This window comes from Escherichia sp. WS568 (assembly GCF_046486085.1).
GTDB classification, from domain to species: Bacteria; Pseudomonadota; Gammaproteobacteria; order Enterobacterales; family Enterobacteriaceae; genus Escherichia; species Escherichia coli.
Window position 1 is genome coordinate 83,152 of sequence record NZ_JBJQMC010000003.1, and the last position, 17,650, is coordinate 100,801.

General features: G+C 49.2%; 16 protein-coding genes. 11 read left to right on the forward strand and 5 right to left on the reverse strand.

Going from position 1 to position 17,650, the window contains the following annotated elements:
* Nucleotides 1–60 precede the first annotated feature (60 nt).
* Together ACJHWR_RS04545 and ytfE are read left to right on the forward strand one after the other, a co-directional pair.
* Nucleotides 61–1,026 carry a DMT family transporter gene (locus ACJHWR_RS04545; RefSeq protein WP_001572291.1) on the forward strand — a complete coding sequence of 322 codons (966 nt, stop codon included), beginning with the start codon at nucleotides 61–63 and terminating at the stop codon, nucleotides 1,024–1,026.
* A gap of 107 nt (nucleotides 1,027–1,133) precedes the next feature.
* Nucleotides 1,134–1,796 carry an iron-sulfur cluster repair protein YtfE gene (gene ytfE / locus ACJHWR_RS04550; protein WP_000331451.1) on the forward strand — a complete coding sequence of 221 codons (663 nt, stop codon included), beginning with the start codon at nucleotides 1,134–1,136 and terminating at the stop codon, nucleotides 1,794–1,796.
* A gap of 44 nt (nucleotides 1,797–1,840) precedes the next feature.
* Here the strand turns inward: ytfE and ACJHWR_RS04555 are convergent, their stop codons facing one another.
* From ACJHWR_RS04555 to fklB, 4 genes are all read right to left on the reverse strand, one after another.
* Nucleotides 1,841–3,334, reverse strand: coding sequence for a hypothetical protein (locus tag ACJHWR_RS04555; RefSeq protein ID WP_000936769.1), 1,494 nt, complete (start codon nucleotides 3,332–3,334; stop codon nucleotides 1,841–1,843).
* A gap of 32 nt (nucleotides 3,335–3,366) precedes the next feature.
* Nucleotides 3,367–4,524 carry a hypothetical protein gene (locus tag ACJHWR_RS04560; protein WP_000240851.1) on the reverse strand — a complete coding sequence of 386 codons (1,158 nt, stop codon included), beginning with the start codon at nucleotides 4,522–4,524 and terminating at the stop codon, nucleotides 3,367–3,369.
* A gap of 133 nt (nucleotides 4,525–4,657) precedes the next feature.
* Nucleotides 4,658–6,061, reverse strand: a complete 1,404-nt coding sequence (cycA, locus tag ACJHWR_RS04565) for a D-serine/D-alanine/glycine transporter (protein WP_000228367.1) — start codon at nucleotides 6,059–6,061, stop codon at nucleotides 4,658–4,660.
* A 308-nt stretch (nucleotides 6,062–6,369) separates the two neighbouring features.
* Nucleotides 6,370–6,990: an FKBP-type peptidyl-prolyl cis-trans isomerase gene (fklB, locus tag ACJHWR_RS04570; RefSeq protein ID WP_000211225.1), complete on the reverse strand. Its 621-nt coding sequence runs from the start codon at nucleotides 6,988–6,990 to the stop codon at nucleotides 6,370–6,372.
* 217 nt (nucleotides 6,991–7,207) lie between these two features.
* Here fklB and ACJHWR_RS04575 point away from each other — a divergent pair, with 217 nt between their 5' ends.
* Nucleotides 7,208–7,837, forward strand: a complete 630-nt coding sequence (locus ACJHWR_RS04575; protein ID WP_001119488.1) for a LysM-like peptidoglycan-binding domain-containing protein — start codon at nucleotides 7,208–7,210, stop codon at nucleotides 7,835–7,837.
* Here ACJHWR_RS04575 and ACJHWR_RS04580 read toward each other — a convergent pair whose 3' ends face one another.
* Complete coding sequence (locus ACJHWR_RS04580) at nucleotides 7,838–8,476, reverse strand: TetR/AcrR family transcriptional regulator (RefSeq protein WP_001361377.1); 639 nt, start codon at nucleotides 8,474–8,476, stop codon at nucleotides 7,838–7,840. It abuts the gene before it with no gap.
* 209 nt (nucleotides 8,477–8,685) lie between these two features.
* On the opposite strand from ACJHWR_RS04580, the gene ACJHWR_RS04585 reads away from it, so the two are divergent.
* From ACJHWR_RS04585 to ACJHWR_RS04620, 8 genes are read left to right on the forward strand one after another with little or no spacing between them, the layout of a single operon-like run.
* Nucleotides 8,686–9,477, forward strand: coding sequence for a 3-ketoacyl-ACP reductase (locus ACJHWR_RS04585; RefSeq protein WP_000843407.1), 792 nt, complete (start codon nucleotides 8,686–8,688; stop codon nucleotides 9,475–9,477).
* Nucleotides 9,478–9,486: 9 nt separating this feature from the next.
* Nucleotides 9,487–10,329, forward strand: coding sequence for a sugar phosphate isomerase/epimerase family protein (locus tag ACJHWR_RS04590; RefSeq protein ID WP_001205230.1), 843 nt, complete (start codon nucleotides 9,487–9,489; stop codon nucleotides 10,327–10,329).
* A 9-nt stretch (nucleotides 10,330–10,338) separates the two neighbouring features.
* Nucleotides 10,339–11,115, forward strand: a complete 777-nt coding sequence (locus ACJHWR_RS04595) for an enoyl-CoA hydratase/isomerase family protein (RefSeq protein WP_001283555.1) — start codon at nucleotides 10,339–10,341, stop codon at nucleotides 11,113–11,115.
* Between the two features lie 9 nt (nucleotides 11,116–11,124).
* Nucleotides 11,125–12,666 (forward strand): acyl CoA:acetate/3-ketoacid CoA transferase, encoded by a 1,542-nt coding sequence (locus ACJHWR_RS04600; RefSeq protein WP_001226970.1) that lies wholly within the window; start codon nucleotides 11,125–11,127, stop codon nucleotides 12,664–12,666.
* Nucleotides 12,663–14,744, forward strand: a complete 2,082-nt coding sequence (locus ACJHWR_RS04605) for an FAD-binding protein (protein ID WP_000080366.1) — start codon at nucleotides 12,663–12,665, stop codon at nucleotides 14,742–14,744. The genes ACJHWR_RS04600 and ACJHWR_RS04605 overlap by 4 nt, the downstream gene beginning before the upstream one ends.
* Before the next feature lie 20 nt (nucleotides 14,745–14,764).
* Nucleotides 14,765–15,241, forward strand: coding sequence for a TRAP transporter small permease (locus ACJHWR_RS04610; protein WP_012311688.1), 477 nt, complete (start codon nucleotides 14,765–14,767; stop codon nucleotides 15,239–15,241).
* Between the two features lie 42 nt (nucleotides 15,242–15,283).
* Nucleotides 15,284–16,585: a TRAP transporter large permease gene (locus tag ACJHWR_RS04615; RefSeq protein ID WP_000386846.1), complete on the forward strand. Its 1,302-nt coding sequence runs from the start codon at nucleotides 15,284–15,286 to the stop codon at nucleotides 16,583–16,585.
* A gap of 52 nt (nucleotides 16,586–16,637) precedes the next feature.
* A complete protein-coding gene (locus ACJHWR_RS04620) occupies nucleotides 16,638–17,609 on the forward strand; it encodes a TRAP transporter substrate-binding protein (protein WP_000695886.1) in 972 nt (323 codons plus the stop codon).
* The last annotated feature ends 41 nt before the right edge of the window (nucleotides 17,610–17,650 follow it).

Below are 17,650 nucleotides of genomic sequence, written 5' to 3' on the forward strand. Positions count from 1 at the left end.
GCCGGGAGCAATCATGTCTGCTTCCTGAACTTTCTTCTGACAGATCAATGGATGCCAGTAATGATTAGCGGCGTGCTGTACGCCCTATTAGCAGGGTTGATGTGGGGGCTTATTTTTGTCGGGCCGTTGATCGTGCCGGAATACCCGGCGATGTTGCAGTCGATGGGGCGTTATCTGGCGTTAGGGTTAATTGCGCTACCCATTGCCTGGCTGGGACGCGTGCGTCTGCGTCAGTTGGCGCGTCGCGACTGGCTTACCGCCTTGATGCTCACTATGATGGGCAACCTCATCTATTACTTCTGCCTTGCCAGTGCCATTCAACGTACTGGCGCGCCTGTTTCCACGATGATTATCGGCACCCTGCCGGTGGTGATTCCCGTTTTTGCCAATCTGCTTTATAGCCAGCGCGACGGCAAACTCGCGTGGGGAAAACTCGCCCCGGCACTGATTTGTATTGGCATCGGCCTGGCGTGTGTGAATATTGCTGAGTTAAACCACGGACTCCCCGATTTTGACTGGGCACGTTATACCTCAGGCATCGTGCTAGCGTTAGTTTCCGTGGTCTGCTGGGCATGGTATGCCCTGCGCAACGCCCGCTGGCTGCGGGAAAATCCCGACAAACATCCAATGATGTGGGCGACGGCGCAGGCGCTGGTCACGCTGCCGGTTTCTCTCATCGGCTATCTCGTCGCCTGTTACTGGCTGAATATGCAAACGCCGGACTTCTCCTTACCCTTTGGCCCCCGTCCGCTGGTGTTTATTAGTCTGATGGTTGCGATAGCCGTGCTTTGCTCATGGGTTGGCGCACTCTGCTGGAACGTCGCCAGCCAGCGATTACCGACAGTGATTCTCGGGCCGCTGATTGTTTTCGAAACGCTGGCAGGTTTGCTGTACACCTTTTTACTCCGCCAGCAAATGCCGCCGCTAATGACGCTGAGCGGTATCGCGCTGTTAGTGATTGGCGTGGTCATCGCGGTCAGAGCAAAACCAGAAAAACCTTTAACTGAATCTGTCTCAGAAAGTTGACACGCTGGCAGTGAGTTAAATAAGCCTCTGCTACGTAAGGGTTATAGCTTTTGCCTTAAAGATGCATTTAAAATGCATCTTATCTTATTAAGAATGAGGTATCAGCTATGGCTTATCGCGACCAACCTTTAGGTGAACTGGCGCTCTCTATTCCTCGCGCTTCGGCTCTGTTTCGTAAATATGATATGGATTACTGCTGTGGCGGTAAGCAGACGCTGGCGCGCGCGGCGGCACGTAAAGAACTGGATGTTGACGTCATTGAAGCCGAACTGGCAAAGCTTGCTGAACAACCGATTGAGAAAGACTGGCGTAGCGCCCCGCTGGCGGAAATCATCGACCACATTATTGTGCGCTATCACGATCGCCATCGCGAGCAGCTGCCGGAGCTGATCCTGCAAGCGACTAAAGTCGAGCGCGTTCACGCCGACAAACCAAGTGTGCCAAAAGGGCTGACAAAATACCTGACTATGCTGCATGAAGAGCTTTCCAGCCATATGATGAAAGAAGAGCAAATTCTCTTCCCGATGATCAAACAAGGCATGGGCAGCCAGGCAATGGGGCCAATCAGCGTAATGGAAAGCGAGCACGATGAAGCGGGCGAACTGCTGGAAGTGATCAAACACACCACCAATAACGTCACACCGCCGCCGGAAGCCTGCACCACCTGGAAAGCGATGTATAACGGCATTAATGAACTGATTGATGACCTGATGGAGCACATCAGTCTGGAAAACAATGTACTATTCCCGCGCGCGCTGGCGGGTGAGTGATTTGTTCGATCAACGATCCTGACATGGGCAGGATCGTTGATTATTCAGTCATTCAGTGGAAGTAATTCATTGTTGTAACTGGTGTACTTACCTTCAACGGTAAGCAAACTGCCGTTTTTATCAAGATGCGCCGCATCGAGTTGTCGAGTCTCATTACGCCGCTTCGCATCACGTACCAGCCCATCGCCTACGTAATAAATATAGTGGTCATCATGAGCAAAGGTATCTGATAATTGACCATTGGCGTATTTAAACCACGTCCATTGGCCTTTCAGTTCAAAATGCTCAACCGTGTCTTCATCAATAAAATACGTATAGCGATCGTCATGTGCTAAATAATTTAATGGTGTGCCATCGGGGCTTTTATACCACTGCCATTGCCCATTAATATCAAAAATAGTCACATCATCGCGCGCGATGAAATAAATTTTGTTCCCTACAACATTAGCACCTTTCTGTAATTCTTGTTGTGGGTCTGGTAAATGTATGACCGACAGCGTTTTTTCGACCGCAGATATATATTTCACCAGATAGAGCGAATCTTTATATTGCGCCACATTCTCCGTCAGCGGGCGAAAATATTCCGGATCAACATCAGGAATTGTCGCAACCCGGCAGTCATTAGCACGCCTGGAAGCATCACGCGTCATCCAGGTTACTTTATCCCGCTGTAGGTCAAATATACTTCGGCAGTTTTTACCGAACGCATAACGTTTCTCCCCGTCTTTATCGCGATAAATTAGCAGTGAACCGGCTATCCAGCGCACAATATGAAAGGTATCCGGATCGGCGTTGATGGCATCTCCATTCACAAAGACCTGCGATTTAGTCCGCCAGATTGTATCCCAGGGTCCCGGATTACTTTTGCTTTCGCAGCTATTAGGTGAATAAATAATGGGACGACGTGTCCAGGGTTTAATGTCAAGAATAGAATACCCTTGCGCACTACCTAACCAGCGCCCCTGAAAGTAAAGATTGCGACGATCTTTCAGCACATCCGCGGAATCAAGTGAATTCATCCTTCCCCCCACCTGTTGCAGCGAATCCATATCGACCTGCTTTTCGCCGTGATTATCATCCGTGCGTTCGCCATCAAAATAGAGGCTGTCTTTATCGGCAGCAAAACGCCCCCATGCGCGGAATGTTGCGGCATCGACTTTCGGTGTTCCCGGCGGGTTCTGAACTATTTTCCCTGCCCATAAAATATGGCGGCCATCAGTCAACCAGTCGAAACGCCAACCACCGTTGGTTCTGATATAAGCGCCACCATCCACCCGCACAAAATCATTATTGATATCATCAGGAGAATCATATTCATCATCAGTGCCGTCAGATACACGGCGCAGTTGTTTGAACCTCACCTGCGGTAAATGAATATCCGGAAAATAGAGTCCGTAACCATCGCTATCTTCAACAATATATTTTGTTCCTTGCCCCCACGGTTGGTAATAAAAAGAGGCAGATGGTACGCCGGAGCAGGCTATTGAATTGAGTGAAAATAAAGCCAGTGCGAGACAAACGGGTTTAATTGGTAACATAGCGTCATCCTGATGCTGTTAGCGTGAATAGGTTATTTAAATAAGGGTTTAAGCCCGCTCGGGGGTTGCTTCACCGATAACCAACCTCCCTTGCCTAAGTTATAACGCAGCCATTCACCTTGTTGGGCGTGTTCTTTCCCAATTCCAGTCGCTTGTTGAGTGTAAAGCTGCCCGTCTGTTGATATAAACGTGTTAGTTAATCCCCAACTACCCCCTGCTTCAAGTGAGTCGGAGAGATCCTCTGGCTTGAGATTAACCAACTCACCTTCGCCCAGGGCGTTAATTGTGACTTTATATATTTGGTTCTTATATAAACCGGTATTCCGAACAAACAGATAAAAATATTCCGGATCAACTCCCGCCAGCGTTTCATAAATACACTCACTGCCCGCTGGAGTGGCTTCATATTTGAGCCAGGACACGTTATTCAGACCAATATTAAAAGGTGCACAGCGATAGCTGGTATCCTCCAGCTCATAGTCACGCTCGCCGCTTTTATCGCGATAAACTAAGCGTTCGCCAGGCATCCAACGTTTAATCTGAAAAGTTTTGCGATCGGCGGGCAGTGGCTTGCCATTAACAATCACCTGCGAATTTGTCTGCACAACAAATTGCAGGGAGGAATCATGCCGCAGGATTTGAAATCCGTCAGCGCTTCCCAACCAGTGCCCCTTATGCCAAAGACTATTTTTATCACGCAGTAAATTCCAGATGTCCGTCTCTTCAAGCGTTGACATATCCACCTGCTTATCACCGCTATTATCATCGGTACGCTGACCATCAAAATAGATACTGCGTTTATCAGCAGCGAAAGCGCCGAATGCCTGAAAACTGGCAGCGTCGACTATAGGTTTACCGGGGGGATTTTTCAGGACTTTGCCAGACCAAAGAACAGAGCGTCCATCGGTGAGCCAGGCATGTTCGCAATCCCCCTCATCATCGCAATCGAACTTATCGGGATTAAAATCGGACAGTAACCGGGAATCTTGTTTATTGGCTAAATTGGCAATACGCCAAAGGCGGGAAAAATTAATATCTGGTAATTCGGAGAGGATCTCATCTTTTTCCCCCTTCTGTTCGACAACATAAACCGTGCCTTTCTCCTGCTGGCGGTAATAAAAATCCGCGCCCCAGGAAGGTGAAATAGAGGGAGGTAATGCGGCGATTAATAACCAACTGCGCTTAACCATAATGAACTCTGCAACGAGTGGCAAAGATCCACGGTAAGCTCGCGCCTGAGGGCTGTCTATGATGGTAGATTTTTTTAGGAATATATAAAGACAAAGGCACCCGCAGGTACCTTTCAGAGTTATAAACGCGGCATTACTTCGCCATGCGTTTTTTACCAATAAACAGCCAGCCCAGCCCCAGCGCGATAAACCACAGCGGGGTAACCAGCAGCGCCTGGCGGGTGTCATCTTCCAGTGTCAACAACACCAGAACAAACACAAAGAACGCCATACATACCCAGCACATCAGCTTGCCGAGTGGCATCTTGTAGATCGACTTCTCATGCAGATGAGGACGCTGTTTGCGATACACCAGGTACGAGCAAAGGATAATCGTCCAGACAAACATAAACAGAATCGCGGAAACGGTTGTAATCATCGTGAACGCGCCAATCACGCTGGGATTCACATACAACATCACCACGCCGCCGAGCAGACAGATACAAGAGAAGGTCAGCCCTTTCGCGGGTACTGCGCGCTTAGAGAGTTTAGCGAACGCTTTCGGTGCCACACCTTCCTGGGCCAGACCAAACAGCATACGGCTGGTAGAGAAGACACCGCTGTTAGCGGAAGACGCCGCAGAGGTCAGCACCACAAAGTTGATCACGCTGGCAGCCGCAGGCAAACCTACCAACACAAACAGTTCAACGAACGGGCTTTTCTCCGGGACTACCGAACTCCACGGCGTCACGGACATAATCACAATCAGCGAGAAGACGTAGAACATAATGATACGGATCGGAATGGAGTTAATCGCGCGTGGCAGTGATTTCTCTGGATCTTTGGTTTCCGCAGCGGTGGTACCTACCAGCTCAATCCCTACGAAAGCGAAAACCGCTATCTGGAATCCAGCAAAGAAGCCACTTAAGCCTTTCGGGAACCAGCCGCCGTCATTCCACAAATGTGCAAATGATGCTTCCACACCGGTCGGTGACTGAAAGTGCATCGCCACCATGACCAGGCCGACAACAATCAGCGACACGATGGCGACGATTTTGATCATCGCAAACCAGAACTCCATCTCACCGAACATTTTTACCGTGGCGAGGTTTAGAACCAGTAACAGAATGATCACGGATAACGAAGCAACCCAGTCAGAAAGCCCAGGGAACCAGAATTGCGCATAGGCGGTAATGGCAACCACGTCTGCCATACCGGTTACAACCCAGCAGAACCAGTAAGTCCAGCCGGTGAAATATCCTGCCCACGGCCCGAGTAAATCGGAAGCGAAGTCACTAAAAGATTTGTATTCCAGATTCGAAAGCAGCAATTCCCCCATTGCCCGCATCACGAAAAAGAGCATAAAACCGATGATCATATAAACGAAAATGATCGACGGCCCGGCAAGGCTAATCGTTTTGCCGGACCCCATAAACAACCCTGTACCAATGGCACCGCCAATGGCAATAAGCTGAATATGTCGGTTTGTGAGATTGCGCCGTAGCGACTGTTCAGCCGGAGCCTGATCATCGGCAACGACTTTTACCTGATCTACCATGTTTTTTTCTTCCTGTACCTGTCTGTGTTGTTCAGGCTCTACGGCCTTTAGTCAGTCTATGATACGACGAATCTGTATCGGGACTCATCGATATTAGGTAACAATACGCGGGATGAATACTAAGATTTAGATCTAATGTTAATTTTATGTTTAAAGTGAGTGTCATATCACGGTGATAACGCGAAACAGCTCACAAAAATACACGCTTACGGGGTCTTTGCAACATAAAATAGCGCCGTTTGGCAAACTGAAGGGTTTATTGCTGAATGCCTGCTCCCCTCTGGTTCGAGGGGAACAGAATGCGCTGCTTAGAGGATTTCCAGCAGTTCGACTTCAAACACCAGGGTGCTGAACGGAGGGATGGACGCGCCTGCGCCACGCTCGCCATATGCCAGTTCCTGCGGGATAGTCAGTTCCCATTTAGAACCTACCGGCATCAGAGTCAGTGCTTCAATCCAGCCAGGGATCACGCCGTTAACCGGGAATTCAGCTGGCTCGCCGCGAGCAACGGAGCTGTCAAACACGGTGCCGTCGATCAGTTTACCGGTGTAATGAACACGAACGCGGTCGGTACGTGCCGGAATTGCGCCTTCACCCTGGTTGATCACGCGGAATTGCAGGCCAGATTCGGTGCTATTTACACCTTCTTTTTTGGCGTTTTCTTCCAGGTATTTCACACCTTCAGCAGCCATCGCCTGGAAACGCTGACGACGAACGGCATCGGCGCGTTCGTGGATTTCACGCAGCGCGCGGTGCACCACATCAACCGGAACAGCCGGATGTTTGCCTTCCAGCGCATCAGCAATGCCTGCAACCAGTGCTTCTGGCAGCAGCCCTTCCAGGCCAGATTCACTCAGTTGTTGCCCTACCTGCAAACCAATGCCGTAGCTTGCTTGCGCTTCGATGGTGTCAAAAGTTGGGGTGGTCATCGTATTTCCTTTCTTAGGGTATAAAGTAGCGGGCAGCATATCAGCCACACTTCTTTGGGTAAAACTTTGTCGCGGGAATGATGACAAATCCCGGGGAAAAAGAAACAATAGCAATATCCCGTATGAATATAATAAAGGCGGGTTTACCACGGACATCATAGCGTTAGCTTATTCATAGGCTATGATTGAGGAACAAGACGCGGAGCAGGAGGAAACCATGCCCGGGCGCTTTGAACTAAAACCAACCCTGGAGAAAGTCTGGCACGCGCCGGACAATTTTCGCTTCATGGACCCGCTGCCGCCGATGCATCGCCGGGGAGTCATTATTGCGGCAATAGTGCTGATTATCGGTATTCTTCTGCCTGGAGATGAAACACGCCAGATGCCTGTTGTCACCCGCGAAGCGCAGTTAGATATGCAATCACCCCCCCCAGGTGAAGCACAGCTACAGGCACATTTAGTGACGCCGCAAAACGATCCGGATCAGGTCGCCCCGGTCGCGCCGGAACCTATTCAGGAAGGTCAACCTGAAGAGCCACCTGTTGCAGAGACACAATCTTTCCAACCGGAAAGTGGTATCGATCAACAGTGGCGGACATATCGCGTAGAACCAGGCAAGACCCTTGCCCAGCTGTTCCGCGACCATAATTTGCCGCCTACAGACGTGTACGCTATGGCCCAGGTCGAGGGCGCGGATAAACCACTCAGTAACCTGCAAAATGGTCAGATTGTTAAAATCCGTCAAAATGCGAATGGGGTGGTTACCGGCTTAACCATTGATACGGGAAATAATCAGCAAGTCCTGTTCACCCGCCAACCTGATGGTAATTTCATCCGCGCACGCTGATTACCCACGGGCAGGGTTCACCAAAAGCCAGCTCAGGATGGTCTCTTTGATCACCCTGCGTCTGGCTTCCAAAGCCTCAGGTGAAACCATGCTAATGTGATAAACCATCCCCAGTGTGTACTGGTTTATTAAATAATATGCACCCAGTGCGGCGATATTAATGTTGATTTGTAAGGGATCAATATATTTCTTAAAGGTTTTCTGCCGCTGCCCTTCTTCTAATAATGAAGCCATTGACTGCAAATGTGCATGGTTAATTTCAGCGAGGCGTTTTGATTTTTTATAATGCACACCCTTACTTTGGTTTTCACTATGGACAATTTTTAAAAACCACGGGTTATTGATGTAATAATCCCAAGTAAAATCAATTATTTTCTCGATCGCAATAACCGGCGAAAGCCCTGAAATGTCAAGCTCTCTCTCTTTTTCGCGAATATCGTTCCAGGTATATTCCAGTACTTCAATAAACAAATTTTCTTTATTACCAAAGTGGTGATAAACCGTCTGTTTACTGCACCCTGCTGCCTTAACAATATTATCTACTCTGGCCCCTTCGTAACCATATTCGGCAAATTCATTAACCGCGCATAGCAGCAATTTTTCCTTCAGGTTTTGTGCGTGACTGGTATCAAGATACATTCCACTTCCCCACTTCCTCTTCGTGATGGCTATCATAACCGGATTTGATCTCAGCGACAGCAAAAAGGATAAAAGTCGTAATTTCATTGAGTTATCAAATTACCTGTGATCACTCTCGCATATCAACCAACTAGATGGTTGATCTTTTTACCTTCCAGTCGCAAGCTAATCATCACTCAAGGAAACAATATTCAAAAGAGGGTCATTGTATGAAATCCACTCGTCCTGTTGCTGTCATCACTGGTGCTGCACGTGGTATTGGAAAGGGTTGTGCGCTGGAACTTGCTCGTAGCGGGTTTAACCTGCTGATTAACGATCGCCCTGATGCCGACAGCGTAGAAAAACTGCATATCACACAACAAGAATGTATGGCAGAAGGCGTGGAGGTCATTTGCTTCCCTGCCGATGTTGGCGATCTCTCCCTGCATGAAGAGATGCTCGACGCGGCGCAAAACCAGTGGGGGCGTCTGGACTGTCTGCTCAACAACGCAGGGATTTCAGTGAAAAAGCGCGGTGACCTCCTCGATCTCGAGCCAGACAGTTTCGACCAAAACATTGCCATCAATACCCGCGCGCCGTTCTTCCTCGCTCAGGCATTCAGTAAACGTCTGCTCGCACAGCCGAAACCGGAAGCGGAGCTGCCGCACCGCTCGATTATTTTTGTCAGTTCAATCAACGCCATCATGCTGGCGATGAATCGCGGCGAATACACCATTGCCAAAACCGCCGTTTCTGCCGCTGCTCGTCTGTTTGCTGCTCGCCTTTGTAATGAACAAATTGGCGTTTATGAAGTGCGTCCTGGTCTCATCAAAACCGATATGACTATTCCGGCAACGGCCTATTACGACGAACTGATTGCCAAAGGTCTGGTGCCGTGGGGACGTTGGGGTTATCCGGCTGATATTGCTTCCACTGTCCGCGCGATGGCGGAAGGTAAACTGATTTACACCTGTGGTCAGGCGGTCGCCATCGACGGCGGCTTAAGTATGCCGCGCTTCTGAGGCTGAATCATGAGAGATCTGTTACAACGCCCGGATTTATTCAGTATCAATACCGCGACACTGGGCTATAAAACGCCGCTGCCCGCCATTATTGATGCCTGCGCCGCACGCGGTATTGGCGCCATTGCCCCCTGGCGCAGGGAGTTGCAGGGTGAAGATCTCCAGCAAATCGCCCGCCAGCTTGCTGCCAGTAACATAAACGTTTCCGGTTTGTGCCGTAGCACCTACTACACCGCACCGACGCTGGCGGAGCGCAAACTGGCGATTGACGATAACCGCCGGGCGCTGGACGACGCCGCTGTACTGAACGCCGCCTGTTATATGCAGGTGGTTGGCGGTCTGCCAATGGGAACAAAAGATCTGTACGAAGCGCGGGAACAGGTGAAACAAGGGATTCGCCAGTTGCTGCCACATTCGAAAGATGTCGGTGTGCCAATTGCACTGGAGCCACTGCACCCGATGACTGCTGCCGATCGTTCTTGTCTGTGCACGTTACGTCAGGCGCTGGACTGGTGTGATGAACTCGATCCCGATGGCGAATTTGGCCTCGGCGTGGCGGTAGATGTCTACCATGTCTGGTGGGATCCGGATCTCGTCAGTCAGATCCTGCGTGCCGGAAAACGCATCCTCGCGTTTCATGTTTCCGACTGGTTAGTGCCGACCACCGATCTGGTCAATGACCGTGGAATGCCGGGAGATGGTGTCATCAATATTCCGTCAATTCGTCGGCTGGTTGAAAACGCCGGATTTAATGGCGCTATTGAACTGGAAATATTCTCACCGTATTGGTGGCAGCAAGATATTGACAGCACACTGGATATTAGCGTCGATCGCATCGCGCATTATTGCTAAGGAATAATCATGAGTGACCAACCCGTTCTGTTCAGCAGAGCGGCGGCTTCTTGCCGCCTGACATTGAACCGTGAAGATAAATGTCATGCTATTAATGAAGAAATGATCGAATCTCTCGACCATTATTTAAATGAAATTGAAAACGACACCACATTACGATTAGTCGAATTAACGGCAACCGGCGATAAATTCTTTTGTGCAGGCGGCGATATTAAATCGTGGTCAGCCTATTCGCCATTAGATATGGGCAGAAAATGGATTAAACGCGGCAATGACGTTTTTAATCGCCTGCGCAATTTACCTCAATTAACGGTTGCGAATCTCAACGGTCATACCATCGGCGGTGGTATTGAACTTGCCTTGTGCTGCGATATTCGTATTGCTCGCCCCAGCGCGAAATTCTCTAATCCGGAAGTAATGCTCGGCATGGTGCCTGGCTGGATGGGCATTGAACGCGTGCTTAATCAGGTCGGTCCGGTGGTCGGTCGCCAGATGCTGATGCTGGGTAAACGCCTGACGGCGCAGGAAGCTCAGGCGGCGAATTTAATTGATGAAGTGGTAGAAAAAGAACAGGTGGAAAGCTGGATGGCGAATCAGTTAGCGCAGCTGGAAAAATGTGGTCCGGTGGCGCTTGCACATATTAAGCAACTGATTCTGGCACTGGAAAATAAACATGCCGATTACCCGCACCAGCTACTGGCCGGATTAATGTCCGCCACTCAGGATTGCCAGCAGGCGACGCGCGCCTTTGCCGAAAAAAGTAGCGTGAGCTTCCATAATCAATAAGGAAATTGTATGCGTAAGATAACAACCGCCGAGGCACTGGCGGCGCAAATTCAGGACGGTGCGACTATTGCTATTAGCGGTAACGGCGGCGGTATGGTGGAAGCCGACCATATTCTGGCTGCTATTGAAGCGCGTTTCCTGCAAACCGGACACCCGCGCGATCTGACATTAATCCACTCGCTGGGTATTGGCGATCGCGACAGCAAAGGCACTAACCGTTTTGCTCACGCCGAAATGCTCAAACGCATTATTGCCGGACATTTTACCTGGTCGCCCAAGATGCAGGAACTGGTGAAAAGCAATGCTATTGAAGCCTACTGTTTCCCTGGTGGCGTGATTCAGGCGTTGCTACGGGAGATCGGTGCCGGACGTCCGGGGCTTTTTACCCACGTTGGGCTGGGATCGTTTGTTGATCCACGCAATGGCGGCGGTAAGTCGAATGAATGCACTACCACCGACCTGGTAGAACTGATTGAAATCGATGGTGAAACCAAACTTCGTTATCGCCCTTTCAAAGTGGATTACGCGATTTTGCGTGGCACTTATGCCGATCCTCGAGGCAACGTCAGCCTTGAAGAAGAAGCGATTGATATGGATAGCTATTCCATGGCGCTGGCAGCACACAACAGCGGCGGCAAAGTGTTCGTACAGGTACGCGATGTGCTGGAAGCTGGCGCGATTGAACCACGTCGGGTCAAATTACCGGGGATTCTGGTTGATGGCATCGTTGAGCACCGCGAACAACCGCAAACCTATCTTGGTGGTTACGACCTGACCATTAGCGGTCAACATCGCCGTCTAAGTTCTAACGACGCTATTGAACTGGTTAGTCATCCGGTGCGTCGCCTGATTGCCCGTCGGGCAGCACGGGAACTGGTGGCAGGCGCTTCAACCAACTTTGGCTTTGGTATTCCGGGCGGTATTCCAGGCGTAGCGCTGCGCGAAGGCGTGCCTTATCAAAGTTTGTGGCTGAGTGTAGAACAGGGTGTACATAACGGCATGATGCTGGATGATGCTCTGTTCGGCTGCGCCCGTAACGCCGATGCCATTATTCCATCACTCGATCAATTCGAATTCTACAGTGGCGGAGGGATCGATATCACCTTCCTCGGCATGGGAGAGATGGATCAGTACGGTAACGTCAACGTCTCCCATCTCAATGGCAATCTGATTGGCCCCGGCGGATTTCTCGAAATTGCGCAAAACGCCCGTAAAGTGGTGTTCTGCGGCACGTTCGACGCCAAAGGTAGCAAGATTGATGTAACGCCAGATGGCTTGCATATCGCCCAGTCAGGTCAAATCCCTAAACTGGTTACCCAGGTGGAAAAAATCACTTTTAGCGCCGCCTACGCACAGCAAAGTGGTCAGGAAGTGTTGTATATCACTGAACGTGCAGTATTCCAGTTAACGGCAGAAGGCGTTGAATTAATTGAAATCGCACCAGGTGTGGAGATTGAGCGCGACATTCTGCCGTATATGGCCTTCCGTCCAATTATCAATCAGCCACGCCTGATGGAAAGTAGCCTGTTTACGCCGATGGAGGATGCATGAGCCAGCTTGATGACACCCTCCTTGATGCGCTCACACACGTCACTTTTCCAAAGGGTTTTGTGTCAGCAGAGCCAGCGTCAATTGTCACCGTTGAGGATGTTGATTACCCGATCTGGCAAGTTGATGCGCTGGTCGTTGGTAGCGGCGCAGCAGGATTACGTGCGGCAGTTGAACTTAAACGCCGCCAGCAAAATGTGCTGATCGCCACCGCCGGGTTATATATGGGGACATCGGCATGTTCTGGCTCTGATAAACAAACACTGTTTACCGCCGCTACCGCGGGCAACGGCGACAACTTCACCAAACTGGCAGAGGCACTGGCGAGCGGTGGGGCGATGGATCACGACACCGCTTATGTCGAAGCGGTAGGTTCTCTGCACACTCTAGGCGGGTTGCAATATCTTGGTCTGGAATTACCGGAAGATCGCTATGGCGCGATTCTTCGTTATCAAACCGACCATGACGAAGCCGGGCGTGCAACCTCGTGTGGGCCGCGTACCTCAAGGTTAATGGTGAAAGTGCTGCTGGAAGAAGTACAGCGTCTTGCTATCCCAATGTTGACCAGTGCAACAGTGATTAAACTGCTACATCAGCGTGACGAAAACGGCGAAGACCGCGTGGCGGGGGCAATCCTCGCGACCGGTCATCGCGCCCATAACCCATGGGGGCTGGCAATTGTGACTGCGCCCAATGTGGTACTGGCAACAGGAGGGCCTGGCGAGCTTTATCGCGACAGTGTGTATCCACACAAATGTTTCGGCTCACTGGGGCTGGCGCTGGAGGAAGGTCTGACGCTCACCAATCTGACCGAAAGCCAGTTTGGTATCGGCACAACGCGCAGCACCTTTCCGTGGAATTTGTCCGGGACTTATGTACAGGTGATCCCATATATCTATTCCGTGGATGCCGGGGGTAACGAGTATAACTTCCTCGCGGATTACTATCGCACCACCCAGGAGCTGGCTTCAAACATTTTCCGTAAAGGCTATCAGTGGCCGTTCCACGCCACGCGGGTAATGGATTTTGGCTCCAGCTTGTTAGATATGGCAGTAGCGCAAGAGCAGCAATCAGGGCGTCAGGTATTTATGGATTTCAATCGTAATCCTGAACCTGTGCCGGGTGACCTGCCGTTCTCATTAGATCGACTGGACGACGACGTTCGCGCGTATCTGGAAAATAACGACGCTCTGGCACCATCGCCCATCGAACGACTGCAACGAATGAATCCGCTGTCTATCTCGCTGTATAAGATGCACGGTTACGATCTCACCACGCAGCCATTGCAGTTTGCCATGAATAATCAGCATATGAATGGCGGCATTGAAGTCGATATCTGGGGACAAACATCTCTGCCCGGTTGTTTTGCAGTGGGGGAAGTTGCTGGCACACACGGCGTCACCCGACCTGGCGGCGCGGCGTTGAATGCCGGGCAGGTTTTTGCTGTTCGTCTGGCACGTTTTATTGGTTGCACGCAAAAGCGGAATATTGATGGAGATATAGCACAGCTGGCAGCTCCGGCACTGGCTTCTATAAGAGAGATCATTACTCAGGCGCACGATAACGGGACCGGGATGCCGTTGTCGGTTGTGAGAGAAAAAATTCAGGCACGAATGTCTGACCATGCGGGATTTATTTGCCATGCCGATAAAGTCCGACGTGCCACTCGTGATGCCCTGCTATTGAACGAATTTGTGCAACGACATGGATTGGCAATCAAACATGTGGGTGAAGTTGCCGAGCTGTTTATGTGGCGGCATATGACGCTGACTTCTGCCGCCGTCTTAACTCAACTGACACATTATATTGATGCAGGTGGTGGTAGCCGGGGAGCACGTATTATTCTCGACAGGGATGGAAATTCTATTCCGCAAACACGAAATGGTTTTTGTGATGCCTGGCGCTTTCGTTCAGAGCGTACTGAGGATAAAAAAGATAAACTGCTTATTCATTATTGCAACAGTATCTTTCACGTCAGAGAAACACCTGTCCGTGAGTTTCCCACTATCCGCGGCATTTGGTTTGAAAAAAACTGGCCTGGCTTTCTTAATGGGACAATTTACCAGCCACAGGATGAATGATATTGCAAAGGTTAATCACTATGCGAAATATAATTAGATCTATTAATGCTCTGCTTGCAACATTGAATATTACCATTTTGGCGATCATTGTGGCATGTGTGACATGGCAAGTGGTAGCACGATTTATATTTAAAAGCCCCAGTATATTTACGGATGAACTCAGTCGTTTGCTTTTTATTTGCCTTGGCCTTTTTGGTGGTGCCTATACCGCGGGGCAGAACCGGCATCTGGCGATTGATCTGCTTCCTATGATGCTGAAAGGAAAAGCCCGGCGTCATTTATTTTTGTGTATTCAGATTATCGTTATTATCTTCTCTACCATCATTATGGTATATGGTGGTGGGCTATTAACGCTGGACACATTCGATTCAGGTCAAACCTCACCCGCTTTAGGCTGGCAGATGGGATATATCTATATGAGTATCCCGATTAGTGGTGTTCTTATTATTATATACACCATAGATATGGTTTTAACAGAACTTAAACAACCACTCTAAAGATAATAAACAACAACCAACCATAGTAGGAATGGAGAAATTATGGATTACTGGTTACCGATTATTGTGTTATTTGGTGCCTTCTTTTTTATGTTGGCATTAGGTGTACCTATTGTTTATGCCATTGGTTTATCCACACTGGCATCAATTTCCACACAACTCGATTTCAACTCAGCATTGAGTGTGGTTTCCCAAAAGTTAGCCTCCGGGTTAGATAGCTTTACATTATTGGCAATTCCATTTTTTATTTTGTCTGGCAACATTATGAATCATGGAGGAATAGCGCGACGATTAATCAACTTTGCCAGAATTCTTGGCGGTCGACTGCCTGGCTCACTTGCTCACTGTAATATTCTTGCCAATATGCTGTTCGGGGCAATTTCTGGTTCAGCTGTTGCTTCGGCGGCTGCGATGGGCGGCGTCATGCATCCGCAACAGGTTAAAGAGGGCTACGACCCGGCATTCAGTACTGCGGTTAACGTTGCCTCTGCCCCGACGGGTTTGCTTATTCCACCAAGTAATACGTTAATCGTCTATTCACTGGTCAGTGGTGGTACTTCTATTGCCGCACTGTTCCTGGCGGGTTATGTTCCGGGAATTTTGCTGGGTCTGGCACTGATGGTAATAGCCGGTATTATCGCGGTACGTCGCGGTTATCCAAAGCCAGAACGCCCGACTTTACGCCAGGCTGGCGTTGCGATATGGATGGCTATCCCCAGTATTTTCCTGATTATTTTAATTATGGGGGGTGTATTAAGTGGTATTTTTACCCCGACAGAGGCCTCCGCAATTGCAGTAATTTATACCCTTTTCCTTGCACTGGTTCTTTATCGTGAAATCTCAGTTAAAGATTTACCTAAAATATTTCTGGAATCCGTTATTACCACTGCAATTGTCTTGTTATTAATTGGTTCTTCGATGGGAATGTCATGGGCGATGTCAAACGCTGACGTTCCCTTCCTGATTCTCGATTTGCTTAACACTATTTCTGACAACCCAATAATAATCCTGCTTATTATCAATATTATCCTGTTGATTATCGGCACTTTTATGGATATGACACCGGCGGTACTGATTTTTACGCCGATATTTTTACCGGTTGTCACCGAACTGGGCATGGACCCGATTCACTTTGGTATTGTCATGGTACTGAACATGTGTATCGGTATTTGTACTCCGCCTGTAGGCAGTGTGTTATTTGTCGGTTGTAGTGTATCTAAATTACCGATTAATAAAATTATCAAACCTATGCTGCCATTTTATGCCGTGATGGTATTGGTGCTGGCAATGGTGACCTATATTCCGCAAATCAGTATGGCATTGCCAAGAGCACTGGGTTACTGATGCGCATTCACTGGCGGCACCTGCCGCCATATTTATTAGAAAAGGAACATCTATGAAAATAAAAGTATCCGCTGGCATTATCGGTGCTGTTCTTATGTTATCCGCAAGCCAGTCCTGGGCAGTGACATTAAAACTGAGTCATAATCAGGATAAGTCTCATCCTGTTCATAAAGCGATGGAGTTCTTTGCGAAAAAGAGCAAAGAGTACTCTAACGGTGATATTACTATTCGTATTTATCCAAATGGAACATTGGGTACTCAACGAGAAACAATGGAGCTGATTCGTTCTGGCGCTATTCCACTGGTAAAAACCAACGCGGCAGAAATGGAAGCATTTGAAAATTCCTATAAATTATTTAGCCTGCCTTATTTGTTCCGCGATCGTGATCATTATTATCAGGTCATGCAGGGCGATATCGGGAGAAAAATCCTCGACTCAACGAAAAGCAAAGGTTATTTCGGGCTGACTTTTTATGATGGAGGCGCCCGCAGTTTCTACGGCAATAAACCAGTACTGAAACCAGACGATCTCAAAGGCATGAAAGTCCGTGTCCAGCCAAGTCCTGGCGCAGTTGAAATGATCAAAGTCATGGGCGGTAACCCGACGCCACTGGATTACGGCGAGTTGTATACAGCCTTACAGCAGGGTGTGGTCGATATGGCAGAAAACAGCGTGATGGCGCTGACCACCATGCGTCACGGTGAAGTGGCAAAATCCTTCAGCCTTGACGAACACACTATGGTTCCCGATGTGGTTCTGATGAGCAATGCTGCGTTTGATAAACTTAGCCCGGAAAATCAGGCAGTTATATTAAAAGCAGCTAAAGAATCAATGAGCTACATGAAAGACTTGTGGAGCGAGGAAGAGAAACAAGAATTTGCAAAACTGGATAAAATGGGCGTGAAAGTCTACCAGGTAGATAAAGCTCCGTTTATCGAGAAAGTACAGCCAATGTACGCAAACTTCGCTAAGGACAACCCAGCCCTTGCCCCAATGCTGGCTGATATTCAGGCAGCTAAGTAATTATCTTCGTAGGGCTGCTTATTGTGGCCCTTATCGATATC

Coding starts and splice junctions, on each gene's coding strand:
- ACJHWR_RS04545 (WP_001572291.1), top strand. CDS start 61: ATGATTAGCGGCGTGCTGTACGCCCTATTAGCAGGGTTGATGTGGGGG.
- ytfE (WP_000331451.1), top strand. CDS start 1,134: ATGGCTTATCGCGACCAACCTTTAGGTGAACTGGCGCTCTCTATTCCT.
- ACJHWR_RS04555 (WP_000936769.1), bottom strand. CDS start 3,334: ATGTTACCAATTAAACCCGTTTGTCTCGCACTGGCTTTATTTTCACTC.
- ACJHWR_RS04560 (WP_000240851.1), bottom strand. CDS start 4,524: ATGGTTAAGCGCAGTTGGTTATTAATCGCCGCATTACCTCCCTCTATT.
- cycA (WP_000228367.1), bottom strand. CDS start 6,061: ATGGTAGATCAGGTAAAAGTCGTTGCCGATGATCAGGCTCCGGCTGAA.
- fklB (WP_000211225.1), bottom strand. CDS start 6,990: ATGACCACCCCAACTTTTGACACCATCGAAGCGCAAGCAAGCTACGGC.
- ACJHWR_RS04575 (WP_001119488.1), top strand. CDS start 7,208: ATGCCCGGGCGCTTTGAACTAAAACCAACCCTGGAGAAAGTCTGGCAC.
- ACJHWR_RS04580 (WP_001361377.1), bottom strand. CDS start 8,476: ATGTATCTTGATACCAGTCACGCACAAAACCTGAAGGAAAAATTGCTG.
- ACJHWR_RS04585 (WP_000843407.1), top strand. CDS start 8,686: ATGAAATCCACTCGTCCTGTTGCTGTCATCACTGGTGCTGCACGTGGT.
- ACJHWR_RS04590 (WP_001205230.1), top strand. CDS start 9,487: ATGAGAGATCTGTTACAACGCCCGGATTTATTCAGTATCAATACCGCG.
- ACJHWR_RS04595 (WP_001283555.1), top strand. CDS start 10,339: ATGAGTGACCAACCCGTTCTGTTCAGCAGAGCGGCGGCTTCTTGCCGC.
- ACJHWR_RS04600 (WP_001226970.1), top strand. CDS start 11,125: ATGCGTAAGATAACAACCGCCGAGGCACTGGCGGCGCAAATTCAGGAC.
- ACJHWR_RS04605 (WP_000080366.1), top strand. CDS start 12,663: ATGAGCCAGCTTGATGACACCCTCCTTGATGCGCTCACACACGTCACT.
- ACJHWR_RS04610 (WP_012311688.1), top strand. CDS start 14,765: ATGCGAAATATAATTAGATCTATTAATGCTCTGCTTGCAACATTGAAT.
- ACJHWR_RS04615 (WP_000386846.1), top strand. CDS start 15,284: ATGGATTACTGGTTACCGATTATTGTGTTATTTGGTGCCTTCTTTTTT.
- ACJHWR_RS04620 (WP_000695886.1), top strand. CDS start 16,638: ATGAAAATAAAAGTATCCGCTGGCATTATCGGTGCTGTTCTTATGTTA.